This is a genomic window from Legionella pneumophila subsp. pneumophila str. Philadelphia 1 (genome assembly GCF_000008485.1).
Taxonomy (GTDB): Bacteria; Pseudomonadota; Gammaproteobacteria; order Legionellales; family Legionellaceae; genus Legionella; species Legionella pneumophila.
This window is the reverse complement of the sequence record NC_002942.5, coordinates 3,200,999-3,225,285: the sequence shown is the minus strand read 5'-3', so window position 1 is coordinate 3,225,285 and position 24,287 is coordinate 3,200,999. Positions and strand designations below refer to the sequence as shown.

Here is a 24,287-nt window from a genome sequence, read left to right as displayed (position 1 = left end):
TCCTCTTTGTCTAAAAAAACGAAGAGGAAGGTGGTTTTTTAATGCCAATAAATTGCATTAATTTTTTCAATTATTTTTCACTTTCTCTTAAGAATTTGTACCGAGACCTGTTTGGTATAAAAGCTGGCAGTAAGATAACGATATTCCACTTTATTTTCTTTTACCCATTCTTGGAAAGCTTTAAATTCATCCTGGCGCCAATTGATATTACCAATGTACTCATCGAATACTATGATAGTACCTGGTGCAATCTGGGGGTTTAATTCGTTGAACACCAATTTTGTGGAAGAATAGAGATCACAATCGATATTCATAAAAGCTATGGGTTCCCTGTTATTTTTTTTAAAATCTGGCAAAGTTTCATTAAACCATCCAGCGATTAAAGTCACATTACTTGCTACGGAGGGAATTTTACCATAGGTGGAATAAGAGCCAGCCTTTTCGTGGTGCCAATCTTCAGGTAACCCTTGAAAACTGTCAAAACCGAAAATTTTGCGTTTGGGAAAGAGTTTGGCAATATGGGAAATGGAATAGCCAAATCGCACTCCAAATTCCAGTATTAAGCCTTCAGAAAGAACCTGTGGTGCTAATAAATCAAATGTTTGATAAGTTGTTCCACTATGTCGCAAATGTTTGTCAGCATGTTTATGAAGATAATCAGCTGCATCAATGAGATCAAAGCGTTTGAATGCGCGATACGTTTCTATCGGTGTCTTGTTTAAACCATTGAGTATGTCTATTGCAATTCGCTGGCAGCAAAAATAATCATTATTGGGTATGCGTTGAATTGCTCTGTCTAAAAGAGATTTTACTGCTTTTTTATCATTTAAAGCCAGATATACCGCATGCAGTAAAATGGTGATGTGTCCATCTTTATCCGTTTTTTCAAGTGGTTCAAGTAAGAAGCGCGCTTCCTCTACTTTATTAAGGTCAAGCAAAATAATGGCTCTTGCCCAACTTGTTTTGGGGATATTGAATTGGTTTACATAAGGGAACAAGGAATACGCTTCTTGTACCCTTCCTTGTTGCCTTAGAGCATAGAGGTAATAGGCGAGGCTTTCACCGTCCATTTCTTCAATTTTAAATGATTCAAAAAGCTTGCAGGCTGACAAAGAATAATTAGCATGCGCCAGAGTTTTTGCTGTCATTAATCCTATGTCAGTTTTGAATTCGCTGAATAAATAAGCTTGCCAGTACATGGCTGCTGCTTGTATTGTTTTACCCATGCGAAGTAAAACGGTTCCTTTTTGATAATAGGCTCCGGAAAATTGTGGGTTTATCGCTAATGCTTCATCATACAGTGTTAAGGCAAGAGGCAAATCCCCCTTCTCTAAAGCCTGGTCTCCCTTGGATTTAATCACTACAGGATCTTGTTGGGTCATTTATTTTCTCCAGTACCTACCTCTATATCATAGTATTCTTTTATTCGGAATGTAGTTGTATTGAAAAAATCCTTATTAATCAATTTCATGAAAAAATAATTGCTGGCATTCATATCCGACTAGGGTATAATGGGCTTACCAAAGACAAGCCAGGATGTCGTAATGATAAAACCAATCACCCTGCTTTTGCTTTTTTGTTCTTTCACTGTTAATGCCTCAATTCTCGTCAATGGTACTTTCGAAGCAACAAAATCATGCCCTGCTTACCTTTCCAAGAATCGTAAATCAAATCCTGATAATTTGATGGTTGAGCCCAACCAGAAATATCAATTAAAAGAAATTAATAAAACCAAACCGGATTGGTTGCGTATACAATTTTCAGATCATCAACCTAATCTGCGCTGGGTGAGTGTTGATTGCGGGGTCATTGAATACACTGAGCGTCCCAAAGCGAGCTGTGATCTTTCTCCCGGGATGGCTGATTCTTATGTGTTGGCTTTAAGTTCACAGCCAGGTTTTTGTGAAACTTATGGATATGAAATAGGCAAACCAGAGTGTTTGAAATTAACAAAGACAGTTTATCAGGCCAATCATCTGATCCTGCATGGATTATGGCCTAATCAAGAAGCATGCGGCCATAATTATGGCTATTGTGGAATAAGCCCTCGAACAAACCATTGTGATTATTCTCCATTGGATTTATCTTCTGATGTTGCTCAAAATTTAAAGAAACTTATGCCGAGTTACAATTATGGCAGTTGTCTGGAGCGCCATGAATGGAACAAACATGGGAGCTGTCAGGATTTAAGCACGGATGGTTATTTTAGTTTGGCTATGCGCTTGACTACAGAAGTTAATAATACAGAGTTCGGTCAATATCTTACCGCTCATCGTGGTGATACTGTAAAATTGACTACTTTGCGTGAATTGATTAAAAGATCTTTCGGGGAAAACAATACAGGTAAAGTGACTTTAAGTTGCAAGAATGGGATCTTGGTGGATATTTATGTCCAATTACCTGCTCTCATACCTTTTAAAGAGTCTCTAGAGTCTTTGGTTGATAAAGCCAGCCACTCACAACACCATGATTATTGTAATAGCAATGTCACCATTTCTGATTTTAGTAATGAAAAATGGTTATAGGTATTCAAGTGGAGGAGATGGCTCGTTCACAAAACTTTTTTAAAATAATATGGCATTGCTTCCTTATAGGAGACTGCCTTGCACATTGTCAAAACTTCCTCTAATGTAGAGAGATTATTGATATAGGAATACAGATTATGCTAAAGCGGTGCTACTTATTGATTTTACTTATGTTTGTATTGGCAAGCTGCGCCCATCATAAACCGCAAACACCTCCAGCGGAAGTTAAAAAACAAGGTACCAGCAGTACACGGCAGTTTCGCCAAGTGTCATCGTTCAATCAAATCGTAGTTCAGGGACGACTGAATGTTAATTTGCATACCGGGTATAATAAGCCAGAGGTCATGTTACGCGGTGATCCCAGAGATTTGGTTCAAGTAAGAACGATAGTAAAACAAAATACACTCTATGTGTCTTTGGGCCAGGGATACCCGGATTATGGTGCTGTGACTGTGGATATTAAAACCAAATTCCTCAACCGGTTTCGCTATGAGGGCGCTGGGGTTGTGACAGGGAATAATTTACGGACCAGCTACTTGGACTTGTATTTAGCGAACGAAGGTACCACCAGACTGGCAGGAAACATTGGGTTGCAAAAACTCGAGGCAGTCGGTAATGGCGTGACACAAATCAATGGTGTATCCAGCAGGAATTTGCAAATCGTATTGAAAGGAGATCCCAAAGTACTGATATCTGGTTTTGTCAATCTAAGACAGCTTGATATGTATGGAAAAGGCACGTTAAGTTTGTATTGGATAAAAAGCGATACTTTAACCATTAGAGCAAAAAAGGCGGCCAAAATTCAATTGGCTGGAATTGTGAATCGACTGGATGTTGAATTGTGGGATTTTGCTCAATTTAAGGGGAAATATTTACGAGCTCAACGTAGTTTTGTGAAAACCCATGATAAATCCGTAGCAGAAATTTCAGCTGTGAATCATCAAAGCAGCCTTGCTACTGATGCCAGTGATATTTACTATTATAACTTATCAAAAACCAGGGCTGATTTCATGGCATTTAATGGCTCAGTGCTGGATATGCGTGAATGGGGCCAATCTGATTTAAAAGATTTTGATAGATACAATAAGCAGTTTCCCTAGCATTGATTCAGGATAAAAGAGCTAAATTCATAAGGGTAAACCCTTGGTGAATTTAGCTTGCTATAAATTAGAGTTGAAACGGAATCCCTATGTTGACTTCAAATCCTTCCTCATCGGATGTAAATGGATAATTAGGAGTATCTTCCATCATCCGACTAAGGAAAGAGGGAGAGACATCCTCGTAGGACTCTTCATCACTATAATTTCCAATGAGTAATAATGAGGCTAATCCTGTAACGAGAACAGCAATTTTTGATGCATTTAATTCATCATTTTTTAATGAGGCATTATAAAAAAACATGTTTAATTTCCAAAGAACAAAATGAGCCGTTAAAATACAATGATTTTTTTTCTTATTCAATATCTAAATCGCTATAACGCTTGCAAGTCTAAAGAAGAGGTTGTTTGATTGGTTACAAATCAATCATGGCAATTTTTTATTTCCATTCATTTGCTTTTATTAATACAATCAATAATCTCATTCAGATCGTTGTCTAGCGGCAGTACATGCGCGGAATTTTTTAGCCAATGTATTTTGACATTAGGTAAATTACAAAATAATTGTTCTACTTGTTGAGAAGCAACCACTTGATCATGAATTCCAAGAAAAAGATCGGCCGGGCAAGTTGGGGGGAGCCATTCATATCCCTGAGCCAAGGTTAGCATTTCAATGATTGTGGAAATGGGAAGTTTTCTATAAGCGATTTCGGCATGCTCATCGGTGATAATATTCCCTGCAGCGTTGCGAAGTTGTCGAAATCCGAGGCACTTAAGAATCTGGGCTAATTTCAGCATGGCGTTGATGCGCATGTGTAATTTTAATGCGGGGGCTAATAGAAACAGGTGATTGATAGCATAGGATTGACTTAATTGACAGGCTAATAATCCTCCCAGGGATAATCCTAAAACATCAACTTTTTGATACTGATTTATTAAGAGTTCACAGGCGCTTTTTGCTGATTGAAGCCAATCAGCTGCTTTGGATTTTGAAAAGGCTTCTATACTTTCGGCGTGACCAGCCAATACAGGACAAAGGATGGCATCATAATTTTTTAAATTAGGAATCAGATATCGGTAAACTGCCGGTGAAGAAGAGAAACCATGCAATACCAGTAAAGCTCGTTCTGTGCCTTTACCACGCTGATTGACTGGAGCAAGGAGATTTGCTTCCTCCGACTGCAGTTCGCTGAGATGTTTGCCGCGGCGCATATACCGAAAATCATTGATTTTCATAGAATATTCATTTTTCATTGTCATGCCATGTATGGTTGCTATAGTAATTGGTTTAATTTGGGGTGAATAGGCTTTCCAAAAGAAAGTGTATTACCAAATATAAAAATGTAAAAGTTATAATTGTATCAGTTTATTTTAGTATAAGTACTGTGCTATTTTTCTTTGTCATATAAGAACTTTAAAGTGTAAATCTTTTTGTCTTATTCGGGGCAATAGTCTTTTGCAAAATATATAAAGACACTGTTTTAATGGAAATTATCTAAAGTTTAATTAAATAGAAATCGAGATTAATAATTACAGTTAGTTTATAGAGTCAGGACTTACGAAAAACCCCAATCTCTATGTTAAAAAATGTTTTTAATTCGGTCATTTAGTTTATCTAAACTCCCTCACTAAAAACATTTTTTGTCTTGACCTTGGGGTTTTTCGTAAGTCCTGAGAGTTACAGATATGGTTTTAATTAGTAAATTTTTTGTAAATTGATGAATCATATTGTATTTAATTGATTCATTTGTTTTATTATATTATATAACAATAAAAAATATATCCCTGAACAGTAAAATTGGAAAAGTAACCTCGGACAAAATCTTGATGAGGTACTATAATTTAGATATCAACAGATATGGTAAATTAACATGGCAGAAACTCCAAAACCCAAATCACAGACACCAACACCGAAGCCGAAACCAAAACCAACGGATGAGCAGACTGTTGAGCCAGCTCCTCAACAAAGTACGCTTGGGAAAGTAGGTAGTGTAATCGGAGGACTTGCTAAAAAAGGGTTAGGCAAATTAGCCGATAATATCGGCAAGCAATTTGGCTCAAATGCTCCTCAGCCTGGTGCTGAAAATAAGCCTGCGGAAGGACAAAAGAAGGATGATGACAAAAAAGATCCGCAAATGGAAATGATTGAAAGGTATATGAAGCTGGTCGAGCAATGGCAAGGCGGTATCAACAAGCCTTTTTACTGGGTGGGTGGCAAAATATCAGCTGGTGCCAGTTTTCTGGTTGATAAGGCAGTGGAAGGGATTAAAAATAAACTGGCTGAATCAGAGCAACCCAAACCAAATCCCAACTCCTCAACGCAACAATCCAATTCCAGTTCGAGTTCCAGTTCTAGTAGTACTACCCCCACACCTACTTCGTCAAGCAGCAGCGGCAGCCAGTCTTCATCACCGCCTACAACAAGCAGTGGCAGCGACAGCCAGTCTTCATCACCGCCTACAACAAGCAGTGGCAGCGACAGTCAGTCTTCATCACCGCCTACAGACAGTAGCAGCAGTGGCAGCGATAGCCAGTCTTCATCACCGCCTACAGACAGTAGCAGCAGTGGCAGCGATAGCCAGTCTTCATCACCGCCTACAGACAGTAGCAGCAGTGGCAGCGACAGCCAGTCTTCATCACCGCCTACAGACAGTAGCAGCAGTGGCAGCGACAGTCAGTCCTCATCACCGCCTACAGACAGTAGCAGCAGTGGCAGCGACAGTCAGTCCTCATCACCGCCTACAGACAGTAGTAACAGTAGCAGTAGCAGCAGTAGTGATACTTCATCACAACTGAGCCCGCCACCAGACTCGAATACTAATACAAGTACGCCAGATCTTGGTAGCCAAACAAAGTATGACGAAACATCCAGCAGTTCTAACAGCGGGAGTGGTCAATCTTCTGGCTCAGGCTCATCTTCTGATGTCCCAACACCTAGTCAGTCTATGCCTGGATAGATGTGAAAACAGATTATCCGGGTTGGTGAGTTATCCCTCCAGCAACTTGTGAGGCAAGCTTTCTATGCGTCCCGCCTGGGTGACAATCACATAATTCAATTTTCTTTGCAATTCGCTGATGGAGTCGGCGCCGGCATAGGTTAGACCAGAGCGCAATCCGCCTATGATATCAGCAATAATCCCATCAGGGTTTTCTTTAAATGGCACTTCAGTCGCAACACCTTCTGCTGTTTTCCATTCATGCATTTGTCCAAGGAATGCTTCCTGGGCTTCTCGGGATGCCATGCCTCGATAGCGTTTGACTTTGCTTCCGTCATCTTTTTGAAAGACCTCTCCTGGCGTGGGGGCAGAGCCGGCTAACATGCCGCCTATCATCACAAAATCAGCGCCAAAGGCCAATGCTTTGACGATATCACCCGATGTTTTGATGCCGCCATCAGCAACGATGGAACGATCGGCACGTGAGCAATCCTGAATACAGGTCAACATGGGGACGCCAAAGCCGGTTTTAATTCGGGTGCTGCATACTGAGCCTCCTCCAATACCTGCTTTAATAATATCAGCGCCACAAGACGCAAGATAATCTGCCCCGGCATAAGTGGCGACATTCCCAGCCATAATGCAGCGACTTCCCAATAACTGACGTAAGCTTTTTAATGTTTTGCCAACGTATTTGGCGTGGGCATGCGCTACATCAACACAAAAGAAATCGGCTCCTGCATCTCGCAGTGCCTCTGCTCGTTGTAATTCATTTTCAGTACATCCAACCGATACAAAGACAGGTCCTTTGCATTTCTTAAATTCCTGAATATTTTCTTCTATGGTCATAAATCGGTGTAAAGCGCCCATGGCTCCTTTGCTGTGCATAAAATTAGCCATATTACTTTCGGTAATTGTATCCATATTGGCGCTGATTACCGGAAGATTTAAAGTCAGTTTACCTAACCTGTCGGTACTGGTTGTTTCAACAACTCGCCTGGATTCATGATGGTTGTACGATGGAACGAGCAGAACATCATCAAAAGTGATCGCTTGATCAGTCATTATTAATCCTCATAAACAAATACTATAAATGCTCAGCCGCATAAAAAGCCAGCCTTGAGCGCTCTCCCCGAGTCAAAGTCATATGAGCGCTGTGTTCCCAACTTTTAAACCGGTCTACGGCAAAAGTCAGTCCGGAAGTGGTTTCAGTTAAATAGGGGGTATCAATTTGCTTAATGTCCCCCAGACAAATAATTTTACTACCTGGGCCTGCTCTTGTAACCAAGGTTTTAATTTGTTTTGATGTCAGATTTTGCGCTTCATCAATTATAATATAGCGGTTTAAAAAAGTTCTTCCCCGCATAAAATTTAACGAGCGTATTTTAATTTTGTTTTGCAGTAAATCCTGAGTTGCCCCGCGTCCAAAACTGCCGCCGACTTGCGAGCTGTGAAGCACTTCAAGATTATCCATTAAAGCGCCCATCCACGGAGTCATTTTTTCCTCCTCGGTACCCGGCAAGAATCCTATATCCTCGCCAACAGGAATCGTTACCCTTGTCATTAATATCTCGCTGTATCGATTTTGATCCATGACCTGGGTTAATCCTGCGGCTATGGTTAATAGTGTTTTCCCTGTACCTGCTGAGCCTTGCAAGCTGACAAAATCAATATCGGGATCCAGTAACAAGTTTAGGGAAAAATTTTGTTCACGGTTTCTTGCCGTGATTCCCCAGACTGAATGTTTGGGTTGAGTGTAGTCACGAATGAGTTGAACTACGGCATTAGGCCCATCAATTTTCTTGACCAAAGCTTGAAACTGGTCATCTTCCGTACTAAGGCAATCGTTTGGATTCCATTGGCTTACCAAAGGACCGCTTACCTTATAAAAGGTTTTACCACTTTCTTGCCAGGATCCCATATCTTTGGCATGACTATCCCAAAAATTGTTATCGAGAATATGTAATCCTCTGTGAAGTAAATTGACGTCATCCAGCACTTGGTCATTGTAGTAATCTTCAGCATGAATACCTAATATCCCTGCTTTAATACGCAAGTTGATGTCTTTTGAAATAATGATAACTTGTCTTTTGCCATAATATTTTTTTTGCAGACCTAAAGCGGTTGCCAGTATTGTATTGTCTACTTTATGGCCCGGCAGAGTTGAAGGAACCACTTGATCAAATTCATCTGTTTGAAAAAACAATCGTCCACTGCATTTCTTGTTGCTGCTATTGATGTAAGATGGGATAGGCAGTCCTGAGACAATTTGATCGTGAGTGGCGTTACTCATTAGCTCTACCAACATGCGGTTCGTTTGCCTTACGTTTCTCGCCAATTCGGATGTCCCTGTTTTATGACTATCCAATTCTTCAAGCACCACCATTGGCAAATAAATATCATGCTCATCAAAATGGTAGATAGCAGTAGGATCATGCATCAAAATATTAGTATCGAGCACGAACAGCTTAAGTCCGGTATTGGTATTATCCATAGGTTCACCCTGTCAGCTAAAGTATTCTTCAATTCAAGTGGAATCAGTCTCCTGCGTAGGCAGGGAGTACATTGAAATCCCTGAATTCTATGTTCATTGTGCTGAGCTATGGTGGTTCCGTCAAGAATTATATTATTAAGTGTCTGTTTTTAAGTTAAATGGGTATGCCTTCCATGTGCCGTTCTGTTTTCAATTCTTTATTATTGAAAACAATGAATGCAATGAAGGCCATAAAAAGTAAAAACAATCCAACAGGGAACAGGCTATTATGATTAACCAGGCGACCTGAATAAGTGCCAAAAGCAGCAAAGCACAGTAATATTAAACTGCGAATTGCAGAGGCTGAGCCTCTGCAATCATCGAAGCATTGCAGGGCTCTGGATGTGGTTGCGCCCCATAGCAAGGCTGAGCTTAGAATATAGACGCCGATAGTTATGGCATTATAGAGTTGGTACTTGCTCCAGTGAAAGTATTCTCCTATTAACAACATCAGGCTGCTCATTACAGCCAACTGAATTCCCAATGCTATGATTTTATCAATCCCCAGGCGATTAAATAAGCGGGAGGCCAGTAACGATCCGCAGACAAATCCCATGGAAGTAATCATTAATAATATCCCCATGGTGTCAGCAGCAATATGTGCGTGCGAATAATAAAATGGAGCTACAGTCAGGAAGCACCACTCGCCACAGTTTAATAATCCAAATAGTGCGATATAGGAAATAAATGTTTTGTTTTTTATAATTCGAATGTAAATGCTTAGTGTTTCCTTCAGGTCAGCAGTTGTCGTTTTTTGCACGGGGATAGTTCTGGGTAAAAACAGCATAATGACGCATAAAATGAAAGAGTAAAATGCGATACAATAAAGATTTGAACGCCAACCATATAACACATCCAATTGTCCCCCTAATGCGGGGGCAAAGAGTGGAATCACTGCAGTCAGTGTCCCAATCCAGGTCATGATGCGAGCTCCTTCGTCTTTGGGGAAGAGATCCTGGACTAAAGCCCAACCTGCAACAGGGACAACGACTGCGCCAGTACCTTGCAAGAATCGACAAGCCAGTAACAACTGAATTGAATCGGCTTTTAAACTGAAGATTGAGCCTATAAAGAAAATAAGCATCCCCAGAAATAATGTTTTTCTTCTGCCTAGCCGGTCGGCAATAACGCCCCAAATAAGAACTGTAGAAAATTGCCCTATCATGAAAATGGAAATGAGCATTTTGGCTTCATTTGATGAGACAGACAGTGCGTGAGCAATGTTAGGCAGGCTTGGTAACAAAATATCTGTACCAATTAAAACCAGTATGCAAGAGGCGACAACAATAAAAAGTTGCAGGTTGCGGATAAACATATTGAACTCTTAAGAAAAGGGCGTATTTGATGTATTTATCCGCAACAATAATAGCAAAAATTAATTAAATACTCTATAAAAAGTATTTTTTTAAAGCATCAATCCCTATCAGGGATTATTCTTATTTATCCTGCCAAAGATCGCACCGTGTCTAGAACTTCCTCAACGTGCCCTTTTACATTCACTTTACGCCATTCGTGTGTCAAGACACCTTGTGTATCTATAATGAAAGTGCTCCGCTCTATTCCTCTGACTTGTTTGCCATACATGGATTTCATCTTGATCACATCAAACATTTGGCATAATGTTTCATTGCTATCACTGATTAATTCAAAAGGAAAATTCTGTTTGCTTTTGAATTGTTCATGAGATTTTAAACTATCTCTGGAAATACCAAAAATCACCGTATTTAAATCTTTAAATTGTGAGTAGGCATCTCTGAAGTCTTGACCTTCAGTCGTACAGCCCGGAGTGGCATCTTTAGGGTAAAAATAAAGTACAATGATCTGTCCTTTGTAATCATTAAGATGTCCTTGCACGTTGTTCGTGGCGTTAAAAGCAAAATCGGGGACCATCTCACCTATTTTCATAAACCATCTCCTCAAGTGTTCTTTTTCATTATTCTTGAACGATCCCTTTGCCATTCTCTGTCTTTGATCGTGTCTCTTTTGTCATGCTCTTTTTTTCCTTTAGCCAGAGCAATTTTTATTTTAATTTTATTTTTTTTCCAATACAAAGAAAGAGGGACTATGGTATAGCCTTGCCTTTCAACACTTCCTATGAGATGGTTTAATTCTTTTTTATTCATCAATAGCTTGCGCGTCCTGATCGGATCAGGAATAAAATGAGTGGATGCGGTGGGAAGAGGCTGTATTTGGGCGCCCAATAGGAATGCCTCACCGTATTTGATTATCACGTGTGAATCCGACAAATTGATTTTTCCAGCACGCAGACTTTTTACTTCCCAGCCTTCCAAAACCAGGCCTGCTTCGTATTGATCTTCAATAAAGTAATCAAAACCAGCTTTTCTATTCAAGGCTATGGTGGAATCTGGTTGTTTTTTGGTAGTCATAATTCATCTGATTTGTTGAAAAAAACAGTATAACTGATGTACTATCCCATTGAACTGCTTTTCTTAATTTTGTTGCCTTGAACGGCTTATGGCAAAAAAGTATATTCTACGTTATTTCTGCTCTCTTTCGTATTTATAATCCTGAGGTAACTGTGGATAAACACGATCTAATTTTTGATCCACTGCAACGCGGTCATCAAAAACAAAACATTTGCCTTCCCAAAGTGATTCGCTTTCAGGAATAGACTCCAGGTAATTTAGAATGCCATCATGAAGTTGGTAAACATGCTCAAAGCCCAGCTCTTTCATATAGGCTGTCGTTTTTTCGCAACGAATTCCGCCAGTACAAAACATGGCTATTTTCTTGTCCTTTTTATCAATTAAATTGCGCTGAACGTAGTCGGGAAATTCCCTGAAATTTTCTATGTCAGGATTAATTGCATTCTTGAAAGTACCCAGTTCGTATTCATAATCATTGCGGGTGTCTAATAAAATAACATTAGGATCTTGAATGAACTGATGCCATTCCTCAGGGCTTAGATAGGTCCCAGCATTATAAGAGGGGTCAACTTTCTGGACGCCCATGGTCACTATCTCTTTACGGAGTTTCACTTTCGCTTTATCAAAAGGGTTTTTGTTGTCATAGGTTTCTTTAAAATGCAGGTCGGCAAAGCGCGAATCAGAACGCAGGTAATCATAAAAAACATTCATTTGTTCTCTATTCCCGGCAAATCCGCCGTTGACGCCCTCATGGGCCAGGATGATAGTTCCTTTTATGCCTATTTCATGCATTTTAGTGAGTATGGGCTCTCTCAGTGATTCAAAATCATTGAGAGGAATGAACTTATAAAATGATGCAATAATAATGTCTTTCACGCTGTAACCTAAAGATTAACAAAAAATCAATTCGCAAAAATTATCATTTACGCACAATTTAATCAATAGGAATGAATTAAATGCATTTCCTGGACATCGGGATTTTAACGGCATATTGGGTGAAAAATAGTTGCGTTATTGCATGTTAGTACTTAAGTATAAAGAATCGTTGACAATAATTAAATTCTGATCATACTCTAAGGGTTAAGCTGCTATCTTTTGTTTCGCTGGCTTTGATATAAGGAGATTTTTATGATCCAAAACAACAGGATTTGTCGCTGGCTCTTCATTGTATTGTTGTCTCTCCCTTTGGTTGGTTTTACGTCTATTCCAGTGAAATCAATAGTGGTGTTTGGAGACAGCTTGTCTGATAACGGTAATACTACCCATTTACTTAAAAGCCTGCGTCAGGAAGAGGATCCTGCGTTTTTAGTGGCTCCTTTCAAAATTTTTGTTATCAACAAAATGATAGAGTTTGCTAACGATTATTATGTTCCACAGATCGTGCTTGATGCAGGAATATCAGCAGTTACAGATTTTTTTGATCATGATTTGGCTCCCTATCTTGCCAATTTGGTGGGTAAAGTAAAACAGGTCCCGGTGCTGCCTGGCAAACCTTATTGGAAAAATCGCTTTTCTAATGGTCGTGTCTGGATTGAGTATTTGGCAGAAATGTTATCGATACAAAAAAGTGATGAAGAAGTCTACCTAAATAAAGCATTTGGAGGTAGCTGGTCTGCCACTTATGATTATCAATTAACAGTTTGGAACTTGATACGGCATCCATTGGGAACAATCAAGAACCTGATAGTAGGAAAATTAATTCCTCCGAGTCTTGGTCTGATAGTGCAAGCTTATCTGCTGGAACACGAGCAGTTAAGTGATGAAACGCTGTATTTTATTTATTCAGGAAGTAATGATTACATTAATGTTCTGTTTTTTGAAGACAATTACAATACTGAAGTAATGAGCACCTATATTGACAATGTGTTGGATGGTTTGAGTTCTGCAGTTCTGAAACTGGCTAATGCGGGAGCGAGACGTTTTGTTATTATGGGAATACCACATGTGGGGGATACTCCCAAGTTTGTGAAAACTACTGATCGTGACGTGTTAAATGCAGCGGTAGACCTTCATAATGAGCGCCTTGCAAAACGGATTGACGCATGGAAAGAGCGGTATCCAACAGCTGACTTCTTGTTTGTAAATACAGAGCAATACCTGAAAAAAGCGTTTGAAGATCCGGAGAAATATGGTTTTTATAATGTGAAAGATGCCTGTATCGATGTGAAGTTCCCCATGTTCAATGCATTCATTCACTCTCCATTTGCTCGTAACTACGTATTGCAATACACACAGGTTCTTCAATATCGAGATAAGCAATTTGCTCCAGGTGAAAATAACTATCACATGTGTAGTGAACCAGAAGACTATTTATTCTGGGATGAAATTCATCCAACCACGAGAGCACATAACTATCTTGCTTATGAGGTTTGTATGGCTTTGGAGGAACATGGCTACGAGGTAACTTGCAAAATGCCAGAGTCCGCCTAATACAATTAGGTATCATCACTTGAACCACATTAACAGTGGTTCAGGTGATTTCATGATGAAGTTGTCTAAATTGATCCTCATTTAAGTAAATCCAGAGCGGTTTTTAAGCAATTCTTGAGTCTCTAAATGATGACGAAGATTAATTTGCCTTAGTGATTTGTAAAACTTTATGTCATAATTCCCCTTTTTTATTGATATACTTCATTCATATGAGGGAATATTATTTATAAAATTTAAGGCACCGGTTATTTAGGAAATTAGCTGCATTCTTATGCGTTTCACTCTTTATCTATATATAGTAGATGAACCAAGAATGAAAAAGCTTATTTCTACAAAAACAGTTGCTGAAAAGAGGAGCAGGTTATGTGCGGGATTATGGGAGCTGTTTCAGAACGGGATATTAGCAAGATTTTATTGGAAGGCTTGCGCCGATTGGAATATAGAGGGTACGATTCTGCAGGTATTGCTGTCATAGATAGTCAAGATCGTTTAAAGAGAGTAAGAATCCAGGGGAAAGTGCAGAATTTGGCGGATGCTATGCAAGAGACCGCTATCGCTGGAAATACAGGTATAGCTCATACTCGTTGGGCGACGCATGGTAAACCCTCCGAACAAAATGCTCATCCTCATTTATCTCATGGAGAAATCGCATTAGTTCACAATGGCATTATTGAAAATCATGAACATTTGCGTCAACAACTTATTACTTATGGTTATCAATTCACATCTGAAACTGATACAGAGGTTGCTGCGCATTTAATTCATTATCATTACCAGCAGCATGAGAATTTATTACTTGCTGTACAAAAAGCTGCTGCAGAAATGCAAGGGGCTTTTGCATTAGGAGTGATTCATCAGAAAAGACCAGAAGAATTGGTTGCAATTCGTAAAGGGAGTCCTTTGGTTTTGGGATTTGGAATTGGTGAGAATTTCATTGCATCTGATGCCTTGGCACTCAGATCTTTCGCACAATCAGTTATTTACATGGAAGAGGGTGACAGTGCTTGTGTCACAACACAGGATATTAAGGTCTATGATTCCAATCGAATACTTGTTCAAAGAGCGGTTCATCCGTTGAACAGTGATTCTGAGATAGTGAATAAAGGGCCATACAGGCATTTTATGCTGAAAGAAATATTTGAACAATCGAAGGTAATCACAGACACGTTAGAAAGTCGAATTAATAGCATTGATGTGCTAAGAGCGAGTTTTGGTGAGAAAGCATCCCATATTTTCCCGGTGGTAAAAAATATTCACATTGTGGCATGTGGAACCAGTTATCATGCTGGAATGATTGCCAAATATTGGCTTGAATCACTTGCCGGCTTACCTACACAGGTTGAAATTGCAAGTGAATATCGATACCGAGATGTTGTTGTCCCCGACAATACCTTATTTATCACTGTATCTCAGTCAGGAGAAACAGCTGATACTCTTGCTGCCCTATTTAAGGCAAAGCAATCGAATTATTTGGCTAGTTTAGCTATATGCAATGTTGCAACCAGTACTTTAGTGAGAGAGGCGGATTGTGTTTTTTTAACTCGGGCAGGTATTGAGATTGGTGTAGCATCTACCAAAGCGTTTACTACACAGTTAGCAGCCTTCCTGATGTTGGCAGCAGCACTTTGTAAGGACAATCGTGCGCAGGAAGTTTTAAGACAATTACAAGAGCTGCCTGCCTGTTGTGAGCGTGTTTTGCAGATGAATGAAGAAGTCGAATCATTGGCTTCTTTGTTTGTAAATAAAGTTCATGCCTTATTTTTAGGTCGAGGGGTTCAATATCCCGTAGCTCTGGAAGGCGCATTAAAACTTAAGGAAATATCTTATATACATGCGGAAGCTTATCCTGCCGGTGAATTAAAGCATGGTCCATTGGCTTTGGTTGATAAGGATATGCCTGTGATTGCAGTAGCCCCTAATGATGAACTTTTAGATAAATTAAAATCCAATTTACATGAAGTGAGTGCCAGAGGTGGGCAGTTATTTGTATTTGTTGATGATTCACAAAATTGGAAAGCGAATGGCGCTCGTTTAATCAAAGTTCCATCCTGTGGTGCTTGGCTTGCGCCTATTGTTTACACTATTCCTTTGCAATTGCTGGCCTATCATGTTGCTGTAGCTAAAGGGACTGATGTGGATCAACCTAGAAACCTTGCAAAATCGGTGACTGTAGAGTGAACAAAGGTCAATATTTTTGGAATGAGTTATGGTGCGAGGGACGTATTTCTTTTCATAAAGAAGAAGTAAATCCGGATTTGATAGCCTATATCTCTTCCTTAAATATACCTGCCAAGGGAAGGGTTCTGGTTCCTTTGTGTGGAAAAAGTGTCGATATGCTTTGGTTAGTTCGCCAAGGGTATCATGTGGTTGGTATCGAACTGGTTGAAAAGGCTATTCTTCAGTTTGTTCAGGAGCACCAAATCACTGTTCGGGAGAATACGACAGGTCAGGCAAAACAATATTTTACAGATAATTTGAATTTATGGATTACCGATATTTTTGCTTTAAACGCGGCTTTAATAGAACCAGTTGATGCTATCTATGACAGAGCGGCTTTGGTTGCTTTGCCAAAAAAATTGCGACCAGCGTATGTAGATATTTGCCTCAAGTGGCTTAAGCCTGGGGGAAGTATTCTGTTAAAGACTTTACAATATAATCAAGAGAAAGTGCAGGGTCCTCCGTATAGTGTTTCCCCAGAAGAAATCGCTTTATCGTATCAGCAATGTGCCAAAATAGAGTTGTTGAAATCGCAAAAACGAATTCGGGAGCCTAATGATCATTTATTTAATCTTGGTATTAGTGAAGTGAATGATTATGTTTGGCGTATTAGGAAGGGGTAAAACGTAGTACAGTGTTACGCATAAGGACATTTTGTATGGATATTAGCTTAATTTCTATATCGCATTATAGTATGTGATGAGTATATAATGAGACGATTTTTATCATGTTTTACGGGGATATGAATGGCAGAAGTGATGTTGGCGTCAGCCGCAATTATTGCAGATGAACTTAAGGTCAAAGTATCGCAGGTAGAAACTGCTATTCGGCTGTTAGATGAAGGAGCAACAGTACCTTTTATTGCGCGTTATCGCAAAGAAGCAACGGGAGGGCTTGACGATGTGCAATTGCGGTTTCTTGCGGAAAGGCTAATTTATTTGCGTGAATTGGATGAGAGACGAACAGTCATTTTGCAATCCATTCGTGAACAAGAAAAATTAACACCGGAATTGGAACAAAGCATATTAGCTGCTGAAACTAAAACACGCCTGGAAGACTTGTATTTACCCTATAGGCCTAAACGTCGTACAAAAGCACAAATTGCTATTGAAGCAGGATTAGAGCCATTAGCTCATGCTTTATGGAAAGATCCTGCTTTGGATCCCGAAGAGCAGGCTTCCCAATTTATAAATAGCGAAGCAGGGATTGAAAACACTCAGGCCGCCCTGGATGGTGCGCGACATATTTTAATGGAGCATTTTGCTGAAGACGCCGAGTTAATTAACGAATTACGAGAGTATTTGTGGCAACACGGAATAGTCAAATCAGTAGGAAACAGTACTAAAAAGGATCAGGCGAATAAATTTTCTGATTACTTTGATTATTCGGAAGCGATTAAAAAAATTCCATCTCATCGGGCACTGGCTTTGTTCCGGGGGCGGCGTGAAGGAATTCTGCAAGTAAGTCTGGTTTTACCTGATCAGGATGCCAATTATGGAGAGAATAAGGTTGCTGCTTACTTTAATGTCACTGACAGGCAAAGAAAAGCGGATGGCTGGCTTATAGATACGGTCAGGATGACTTGGAAAATTAAGTTATTTACCAAGCTGGAGCTTGAGTTATTAACTCGTCTGCGCGAAATAGCAGATGAGGAAGCCATTAAAGTGTTTTCCAAAAATTTACGTGATCTGTTGCTGGCTGCTCCCGCAGGTCCTCAAGTGACGATAGGTCTTGACCCGGGAATTAGAACGGGTGTTAAAGTGGTTGTCGTGGATGCTACAGGTAAGTTGTTGGATTACTCTGTTATTTTTCCATTTGCTCCTCAAAATGAATGGCATCAATCCATTGCGGATTTGGCCAAGCTTGCTGCGAAATATCAGGTTAATTTAATCAGCATAGGAAATGGCACCGGTTCTCGGGAAACAGAGAGATTGGTAGCTGATTTAATTAAAATGTACCCTGATTTGAAATTAACAAAAATAATTGTCAGTGAAGCCGGGGCATCTGTTTATTCCGCATCTGAAATTGCAGCCAATGAATTTCCTGATTTGGATGTTTCCCTAAGAGGCGCTGTATCTATTGCACGAAGATTGCAAGATCCCTTGGCAGAACTGGTAAAAATTGAAGCCAAATCAATAGGTGTTGGCCAGTATCAACATGATGTGAACCAGGCAAAGTTGGCGCGTTGCCTGGATGGTGTTGTCGAGGATTGTGTGAATGCTGTTGGCGTAGACATTAATACGGCCTCTGCAGCTTTGCTATCCCATATTTCCGGATTGAATGATACTTTAGCTAAAAATATTGTGCAATTTCGCGATGAACATGGTGCTTTCACAAACAGAAATCAATTAAAAAATATCCATCGTATGGGAGAAAAGGCTTTTCAGCAAGCAGCCGGCTTTTTGCGCATTATGAATGGAGATAATGCTTTAGATGCCTCTTGTGTTCATCCTGAAGCCTATCCTTTAGTGGAAAAAATTATTTCAGATAAAAAAGTTAGTATTAAGGAAATAATCGGCAATAGAGAATTATTGCAGAGCATTAACGCTGAACAATATGTGGATGAGAATTTTGGTTTGCCAACAATAAGAGATGTTTTACGTGAATTGGAGAAACCGGGCCGAGATCCACGACCAGAATTCAGAACCGCTCAATTTCAGGAAGGTGTTGAGGACATTAAAGATTTGGAACAAGGAATGGTTCTGGAAGGTGTTGTGAGTAATGTGACTAATTTTGGTGCCTTTGTTGATATTGGCGTTCACCAGGATGGGTTGGTACATATTTCAGCAATGACCAATCGCTTTATTACAGATCCTCGTTCTGTTGTTAAAGCCGGTGATATTGTAAAAGTTAAAGTGGTTGAAGTGGATAAAGAACGCCGAAGGATTGGTTTAAGTATGAAGCTGAATGATGAGCAGGCTCCTGCTGTCTTGCAGAAAGCTAATAAACCACAGCCGGCTAGAAAACAAGCGGAACAAAAGCAGCCTGAATTTAAGAAGAAGCAAGAACATAAGAAAAAACCAGATAAGATAAAAAAATCGGAGCCAGTCAAAAAAACCGTATTTAATACAGCCATGGCCGATGCTTTGGCCAAACTAAAACGTGGTGGAGAATAGGGATGCAAACACCTAAAGGAGAGTTGACTATCCAAACTTTGGCCATGCCTTTAAATACTAATGCCAATGGCGATATATTTGGCGGATGGATAGTCTCCCAAATGGATTTGGCAGCAGGTGTTTTGGCAAAGAGAATTTCCCATGGGCGTGTCGCTACCGTTGCAATTAATTCAATGACTTTTTTAAAACCTGTGCATGTAGGCGATGTAGTGAGCTGCCACGTTGAATTAGTGAAAGTAGGTAATACCTCTATGACTATTCGGGTTGAGGTATGGGCTTACTCATCGATCAAAATGGAAAAATACCAGGTTACTGAAGGGATATTTGTTTTTGTTGCGATTGATGAAAATGGAAAGCCGAGGCAGGTACCCAAAACACAATGACTAATAAAACTCAAGAATTGCAGCGAGTAATTGCTGATATGGCTGTATTGATTGAGCAAGATGCAGAGCCTGACCCTCAATTGTATGCCTTTTTTTTCCAACATCCGGAAATTAGTCTTGAATTAATACACCTTATTAATAATTTGAGTGAAGAATTAGTGCATGATGGGCCTCCAATATACTCAGCATGCGTTTTCGCTTTAGACATTTGTATTGCTCAATTGCAAGCAGCTGCAGAGGCAAATAATAAAAATGCCACAAAATTATTGTCTCAACTAATGAATCATTTAGCTGAGGTCATTGATACACATAAGCATAGCTTAAGCTTTTGGTTACCCGTACTGAATGCATTTTATGAAGTGCATGTTGAGCTAACTGACGATTTAAAGGAAGCATATTATGGCTTGGCAAGCCAGGATGATGATGCGGTAGAAGTGGATGAGCAATTTAATCATTTGGACTCCATAAAAGATTTGATCCATGAATTATCTGATTTAACCCTGTTTGACATAGCAGAGAGTTTTTTTGCACAAAGCTACGCCATGCCGCCTGATTTTTTTGCAGATTTGATTGTTGATTTGTATAGTATTGAAGAAGGTAAAGATATTGCACTACTGGTTTTACTCCATCCTAATATCGAGGTACGAGAGATAGCGCTATCTACTATCGATCAATTAATAAATACAATTACTTTGACGCCAGCATCACTGTCAAGATTACAAATAATCAAATATTGGTATCCAACCCATTACCATGGAATGTTTGATCGTTGGATTAAAACGCAAAGAAAAAAGGGAGTAACATTTGAAACAGAGGCTAGTCAAGCAAAAATAACGATTAAAGCAACTGAAGTGGATGGCAGTGGTTCGCAAGGAGTTTTTATCCACGCAAGGAAAAATAAAAAAAACAGGTTATGCGGCTTATTATTAAAGTATGATTTGGGCATTAAAGATGCCTGGATAACTCCAGAGATTTCTGCAGCGGAAGTTACAGATTATTATCATAAAGCGTTTGAAGACAGCGTGACCTTGCGTGAAGTTGATTTCTCTTATTTTCAAACAATAGTGGAGCATTTTTTAGCCATTACTGTTGAAAAAAGTGATATACCTAATTTGCATTTTTTAGAAATACTCGAATTTCTGGGCATTCGTTTGAAACCTGATAAGCTTGATTTGGATTGCGTATTTGAACAATTAAGTGTTCAGATTATTCCTTTTACTCAAGAAAAAATAGCAGAATCTTTAAAACGCTCGAAAATGTGGCTTAAAAATAAGCAATTTACAGAATCATGGTATATTGAAAATCCCACCATTGATAAAATTGTCAATCATAACAGCAGCTTTGTGGAAGGAGTTAAAGTTTGTCGTTTGGCTGATGCTATAGACGCAGTATTTTCCGAGGAAATGGAATTACACCGGGATAAATGGCAGTTTCATTTTTTATGGATAGCGTTATGGGTTAAGGCAAAACACAAAAAAAATGAAAAGGTTTGGCAGGATAGTTTTTTAATAGCTTATGCTATTCATCAAGGATACCCATTGAAAGATATTCCAGTAATGAAAGAGATATGTTATCAAACAGTTGTCAACAGCATAGAAACCATGCAGGAAAGAAGAACACACTTGAGCCAGGAATGAATAGAAAAATGTTCCGGAATTATTCTTGTTAATAAACTAATATGTAGAACAGAGTTAATGGCCGCCAAATGTGGTTGAAAGACCAACCCTTTCTTTTTCTTGCAGGGATGGGGATGGATCGGTATGCTCGCGCCTTACTTCAGCTATGATTTTTCTATACTCTACGGCAGGATTGATATCCTTTTGATTAGAGACTGTTTCCTGATTTTCAGAGGTAGAAACCTTAACCGGTTCAGGTTGAACTTCAACTTTAAAGTCTTGGGCAGGGCCTTTGAACAGGGAAACAACCCATTCAATTGGTGCCCAAAGAAGATTCAATATCTTTGTGGCCCAGCTAGGCTCAGCGGCTGCTTTAGCTTCTGCCTCAACTTTATTCAAGTAAGTTTCCAGTTTTCCTTCACTTAAAAAATTAACTTGTTTAATGCAGAGGGCAAAGGCCTTCTCTTTCTGGATGTCATCCATTTTGGCATCGACTGTCAGAATGTCTTCAATTTGATCTAAATAATTTTGCACGCTACTGTAATCACCATCATTCATTTCTTTGACGATTTGTTCTTGAAGATGCAAAATAGCTTGTGCATGCGCTGATGCCTCAAAAATCTCTTTCTCTGATTTCTCATCAATCAATGCATCCTTGAGTTTATCATGTCCGATATAAAGTATTGCCATTAATGGATGATCAAATGTTTGCTTGTGAGAATCCAGTAATTGCATTGTCTGATCGTAGCCATTTTTTACAGCGCGCGCTCTTTGTTCAGGTGTTGGAGAGGTGTTTGTGGTTGTGACTTCCCCTGTATTAATGTAAATCATATTATCAATGTTATAATAGACTTTTTCACGATTTAACACGGATGAAGTGGCATGAAGCCATTTTCCACCTATTGTAGCCTCAACCAAAGAATCCATGCGTGCCTTAAACCAGCTTATCGCTTCCATAGCACTTTGCTTGGCCTTATTAACGCGATCTTCAAATGCGGTGCCTGCCTCTGCTTTGACACAAAGCACCTCTTCTCTGTCAAGCCCTTCAATTTCCGGCATATTGTCCAGAATTCCTCCATCAGCGATGTATTCACCCTTGGCATTTCTGCCAGGTACGAAAAGTACCGGATGGGCCCCAGACCACTGGACAACTTGTGCTATAGATTGTTGAGGAGTTGTGTCTTCACTGTAGCGTTCCAGCTCATGCTTTGTTTGATTAGTTACAACTACAGACAAGTTTTTAATTAGATGTTTATTTTCCTCAGGCAGCAACTCTCTTAAGCGGCCCAAGTCACCAAGAGTTAGACGAGGATTTTCAAGTTGTTCTCCTTTGGCGCCTTTCAACTCAGTAGGAATACTATTAAGTGCTTTATCAAGTTTTTCCAAATCTTTTACTGATTTTGTCAAGTTGATAATATCGTCTACATTATTTATCACAATCCCTGCTCTTGATAACTTGTCTTCATAGAGAGCTATTTTTTGTTTAAGTATGCCATAATTCATCTGTTGTTCTGGAGGAATGGGTTGCTGCACGCTTTCTAAATGTTTTTTCATTTGCATCATGTAAATGACATCCAGAATGTTACGAAAACGATCTCCTCTCGCACGAAAACCTACTCCGCTATTATCTAATAGCTTGGTGATGTCCAATCCCTCAATCAGTTTTTTGATGTCTTTGATATCCATGCCAACGGCTAATATACTCGCCGTCATTGCTCCGGCAGATGCTCCGCTAACATGGGTCAGATTTTTTATTTTTCCGCGCTCTTGTAAGGCTTGAATCATACCCAAATAGGATATGCCTTTCGCTCCGCCGCCACTTAGCACCAACCCTTTGTGCTCAGGCGCACTAACAGAATATTGTCCTGCCTCAGTCTTTGATATTTCCAGTAAATTCCTTTTTAATTTACGGCTTTTTGTCATAATTTCAGCAAGTTTCAAACAGAATTTAATTTCTTATAGTTTTATTATAGTAGTTAATTTTGACTTTGTGATTTTTAAACAAACAATTATGTGAGCAATTGATTGGGGGACCTTCCTCGAACCACTATAAGCATGTAGTCTTTTTTACTGGCAGCTTGAGATACGGTGCTCTTTATTAGCGAAAGCACAAATAATGAAGGAGTGATTCACCTATAAAACAAATAAATTGCATAAAAATAAATCTAATGGTAAAATATTGCATCATTTAGTTGGGGTATAGAATAGAAATGGCGACACGAAATCCTTTTGATATTGATCATAAAAGTAAATACTTAAGAGAAGCAGCATTAGAGGCCAATTTATCTCATCCAGAAACAACACCAACAATGCTGACTTGCCCTATTGACAGCGGATTTCTAAAAGATCCCGTGATCACACCAGAAGGTTTTGTTTATAATAAATCCTCTATTTTAAAATGGTTAGAAACGAAAAAAGAAGACCCACAAAGCCGTAAACCCTTAACGGCTAAAGATTTGCAACCATTCCCCGAGTTATTGATTATAGTCAATAGATTTGTTGAGACACAAACGAACTATGAAAAATTAAAAAACAGATTAGTGCAAAATGCTCGGGTTGCTGCACGCCAAAAAGAATACACTGAAATTCCGGATATATTTCTTTGCCCAATAAGTAAAACGCTTATCAAAACACCTGTCATTACTGCCCAAGGGAAAGTATATGATCAAGAAGCATTAAGTAACTTTCTTATCGCAACGGGTAATAAAGATGAAACAGGCAAAAAATTATCCATTGATGATGTAGTGGTGTTTGATGAACTCTATCAACAGATAAAAGTTTATAATTTTTACCGCAAACGCGAAATGCAAAAAAATCAAATTCAACCTTCAGTAAGTAGTGGTTTTGGCTTTTTTAGCTTGAATTTTCTCACCTCATGGTTATGGGGAACTGAGGAGAAAAAAGAAAAGACATCATCTGATATGACGTACTAATGCCCCGTTTTTGCGCAATATTGATTCAAAGTGAAGTAAATTTTGAGAGAAAAAACCACTATACTGGCATGAATCAACTATATTAATAATATAGATTGTTCATTTGCTGGTTGA

The 24,287-nt window shown here is 39.3% G+C and carries 20 protein-coding genes; 10 read left to right on the top strand and 10 right to left on the bottom strand.

Annotated features, from left to right (window positions below):
* Positions 1 to 77: 77 nt before the first annotated feature.
* Positions 78 to 1,382 (bottom strand): class I SAM-dependent methyltransferase, encoded by a 1,305-nt coding sequence (locus LPG_RS14370; protein WP_010948536.1) that lies wholly within the window; start codon positions 1,380 to 1,382, stop codon positions 78 to 80.
* Between the two features lie 162 nt (positions 1,383 to 1,544).
* Between LPG_RS14370 and LPG_RS14365 the strand changes: the two genes are divergently transcribed.
* A complete protein-coding gene (locus LPG_RS14365) occupies positions 1,545 to 2,525 on the top strand; it encodes a ribonuclease T2 family protein (protein ID WP_015443921.1) in 981 nt (326 codons plus the stop codon).
* A gap of 137 nt (positions 2,526 to 2,662) precedes the next feature.
* Entirely contained in the window at positions 2,663 to 3,625 is a 963-nt protein-coding gene (locus LPG_RS14360; RefSeq protein WP_010948534.1) for a GIN domain-containing protein, read from the top strand.
* 67 nt (positions 3,626 to 3,692) lie between these two features.
* On the opposite strand, the gene LPG_RS14355 is transcribed toward LPG_RS14360, so the two are convergent.
* Positions 3,693 to 3,926: a hypothetical protein gene (locus LPG_RS14355; RefSeq protein ID WP_010948533.1), complete on the bottom strand. Its 234-nt coding sequence runs from the start codon at positions 3,924 to 3,926 to the stop codon at positions 3,693 to 3,695.
* 146 nt (positions 3,927 to 4,072) lie between these two features.
* Entirely contained in the window at positions 4,073 to 4,858 is a 786-nt protein-coding gene (locus LPG_RS14350) for an alpha/beta hydrolase (protein WP_027223810.1), read from the bottom strand.
* Positions 4,859 to 5,493: 635 nt separating this feature from the next.
* Between LPG_RS14350 and LPG_RS14345 the strand changes: the two genes are divergently transcribed.
* Positions 5,494 to 6,579: a lpg2844 family Dot/Icm T4SS effector gene (locus LPG_RS14345; RefSeq protein ID WP_010948531.1), complete on the top strand. Its 1,086-nt coding sequence runs from the start codon at positions 5,494 to 5,496 to the stop codon at positions 6,577 to 6,579.
* Positions 6,580 to 6,609: 30 nt separating this feature from the next.
* Here LPG_RS14345 and LPG_RS14340 read toward each other — a convergent pair whose 3' ends face one another.
* The 6 genes from LPG_RS14340 to LPG_RS14315 form a co-directional block, all read right to left on the bottom strand.
* Positions 6,610 to 7,623 carry a guanosine monophosphate reductase gene (locus LPG_RS14340; protein WP_010948530.1) on the bottom strand — a complete coding sequence of 338 codons (1,014 nt, stop codon included), beginning with the start codon at positions 7,621 to 7,623 and terminating at the stop codon, positions 6,610 to 6,612.
* A 22-nt stretch (positions 7,624 to 7,645) separates the two neighbouring features.
* Complete coding sequence (locus tag LPG_RS14335) at positions 7,646 to 9,052, bottom strand: PhoH family protein (protein ID WP_010948529.1); 1,407 nt, start codon at positions 9,050 to 9,052, stop codon at positions 7,646 to 7,648.
* 154 nt (positions 9,053 to 9,206) lie between these two features.
* Positions 9,207 to 10,406 (bottom strand): MFS transporter, encoded by a 1,200-nt coding sequence (locus LPG_RS14330; RefSeq protein WP_010948528.1) that lies wholly within the window; start codon positions 10,404 to 10,406, stop codon positions 9,207 to 9,209.
* 125 nt (positions 10,407 to 10,531) lie between these two features.
* Positions 10,532 to 10,996, bottom strand: coding sequence for a peroxiredoxin (locus tag LPG_RS14325; protein WP_015443925.1), 465 nt, complete (start codon positions 10,994 to 10,996; stop codon positions 10,532 to 10,534).
* 11 nt (positions 10,997 to 11,007) lie between these two features.
* Entirely contained in the window at positions 11,008 to 11,478 is a 471-nt protein-coding gene (smpB, locus tag LPG_RS14320; protein ID WP_010948526.1) for an SsrA-binding protein SmpB, read from the bottom strand.
* A 111-nt stretch (positions 11,479 to 11,589) separates the two neighbouring features.
* Positions 11,590 to 12,354 (bottom strand): rhodanese-related sulfurtransferase, encoded by a 765-nt coding sequence (locus tag LPG_RS14315; RefSeq protein WP_010948525.1) that lies wholly within the window; start codon positions 12,352 to 12,354, stop codon positions 11,590 to 11,592.
* 252 nt (positions 12,355 to 12,606) lie between these two features.
* Between LPG_RS14315 and plaC the strand changes: the two genes are divergently transcribed.
* The 6 genes from plaC to LPG_RS14285 all read left to right on the top strand — a co-directional run bounded on the left by plaC (position 12,607) and on the right by LPG_RS14285 (position 21,261).
* Positions 12,607 to 13,908, top strand: a complete 1,302-nt coding sequence (gene plaC, locus LPG_RS14310; RefSeq protein WP_010948524.1) for a lysophospholipase/glycerophospholipid:cholesterol acyltransferase PlaC — start codon at positions 12,607 to 12,609, stop codon at positions 13,906 to 13,908.
* Between the two features lie 363 nt (positions 13,909 to 14,271).
* A complete protein-coding gene (gene glmS / locus LPG_RS14305; RefSeq protein ID WP_010948523.1) occupies positions 14,272 to 16,086 on the top strand; it encodes a glutamine--fructose-6-phosphate transaminase (isomerizing) in 1,815 nt (604 codons plus the stop codon).
* The gene (locus LPG_RS14300; protein WP_010948522.1) at positions 16,083 to 16,748 is read left to right on the top strand and encodes a thiopurine S-methyltransferase; all 666 of its coding nucleotides are present in this window, start codon (positions 16,083 to 16,085) and stop codon (positions 16,746 to 16,748) included. The genes glmS and LPG_RS14300 overlap by 4 nt, the downstream gene beginning before the upstream one ends.
* Positions 16,749 to 16,871: 123 nt before the next feature.
* Positions 16,872 to 19,241, top strand: coding sequence for a Tex family protein (locus LPG_RS14295; protein WP_010948521.1), 2,370 nt, complete (start codon positions 16,872 to 16,874; stop codon positions 19,239 to 19,241).
* 2 nt (positions 19,242 to 19,243) lie between these two features.
* Positions 19,244 to 19,624 carry an acyl-CoA thioesterase gene (locus LPG_RS14290; RefSeq protein WP_010948520.1) on the top strand — a complete coding sequence of 127 codons (381 nt, stop codon included), beginning with the start codon at positions 19,244 to 19,246 and terminating at the stop codon, positions 19,622 to 19,624.
* The gene (locus LPG_RS14285) at positions 19,621 to 21,261 is read left to right on the top strand and encodes a lpg2832 family Dot/Icm T4SS effector (protein WP_010948519.1); all 1,641 of its coding nucleotides are present in this window, start codon (positions 19,621 to 19,623) and stop codon (positions 21,259 to 21,261) included. The genes LPG_RS14290 and LPG_RS14285 overlap by 4 nt, the downstream gene beginning before the upstream one ends.
* 54 nt (positions 21,262 to 21,315) lie before the next feature.
* Here the strand turns inward: LPG_RS14285 and vipD are convergent, their stop codons facing one another.
* Positions 21,316 to 23,181, bottom strand: coding sequence for a Dot/Icm type IV secretion system effector VipD (vipD, locus tag LPG_RS14280; RefSeq protein ID WP_010948518.1), 1,866 nt, complete (start codon positions 23,179 to 23,181; stop codon positions 21,316 to 21,318).
* 251 nt (positions 23,182 to 23,432) lie between these two features.
* On the opposite strand from vipD, the gene lubX reads away from it, so the two are divergent.
* Positions 23,433 to 24,173, top strand: a complete 741-nt coding sequence (lubX, locus tag LPG_RS14275; RefSeq protein WP_010948517.1) for a Dot/Icm T4SS effector E3 ubiquitin ligase LubX/LegU2 — start codon at positions 23,433 to 23,435, stop codon at positions 24,171 to 24,173.
* Positions 24,174 to 24,287: the final 114 nt, after the last annotated feature.

Coding starts and splice junctions, on each gene's coding strand:
- LPG_RS14360 (WP_010948534.1), top strand. CDS start 2,663: ATGCTAAAGCGGTGCTACTTATTGATTTTACTTATGTTTGTATTGGCA.
- LPG_RS14325 (WP_015443925.1), bottom strand. CDS start 10,996: ATGAAAATAGGTGAGATGGTCCCCGATTTTGCTTTTAACGCCACGAAC.
- LPG_RS14350 (WP_027223810.1), bottom strand. CDS start 4,858: ATGAAAATCAATGATTTTCGGTATATGCGCCGCGGCAAACATCTCAGC.
- plaC (WP_010948524.1), top strand. CDS start 12,607: ATGATCCAAAACAACAGGATTTGTCGCTGGCTCTTCATTGTATTGTTG.
- LPG_RS14355 (WP_010948533.1), bottom strand. CDS start 3,926: ATGTTTTTTTATAATGCCTCATTAAAAAATGATGAATTAAATGCATCA.
- LPG_RS14330 (WP_010948528.1), bottom strand. CDS start 10,406: ATGTTTATCCGCAACCTGCAACTTTTTATTGTTGTCGCCTCTTGCATA.
- LPG_RS14370 (WP_010948536.1), bottom strand. CDS start 1,382: ATGACCCAACAAGATCCTGTAGTGATTAAATCCAAGGGAGACCAGGCT.
- smpB (WP_010948526.1), bottom strand. CDS start 11,478: ATGACTACCAAAAAACAACCAGATTCCACCATAGCCTTGAATAGAAAA.
- LPG_RS14295 (WP_010948521.1), top strand. CDS start 16,872: ATGGCAGAAGTGATGTTGGCGTCAGCCGCAATTATTGCAGATGAACTT.
- LPG_RS14365 (WP_015443921.1), top strand. CDS start 1,545: ATGATAAAACCAATCACCCTGCTTTTGCTTTTTTGTTCTTTCACTGTT.
- LPG_RS14345 (WP_010948531.1), top strand. CDS start 5,494: ATGGCAGAAACTCCAAAACCCAAATCACAGACACCAACACCGAAGCCG.
- glmS (WP_010948523.1), top strand. CDS start 14,272: ATGTGCGGGATTATGGGAGCTGTTTCAGAACGGGATATTAGCAAGATT.
- LPG_RS14290 (WP_010948520.1), top strand. CDS start 19,244: ATGCAAACACCTAAAGGAGAGTTGACTATCCAAACTTTGGCCATGCCT.
- LPG_RS14335 (WP_010948529.1), bottom strand. CDS start 9,052: ATGGATAATACCAATACCGGACTTAAGCTGTTCGTGCTCGATACTAAT.
- LPG_RS14340 (WP_010948530.1), bottom strand. CDS start 7,623: ATGACTGATCAAGCGATCACTTTTGATGATGTTCTGCTCGTTCCATCG.
- LPG_RS14285 (WP_010948519.1), top strand. CDS start 19,621: ATGACTAATAAAACTCAAGAATTGCAGCGAGTAATTGCTGATATGGCT.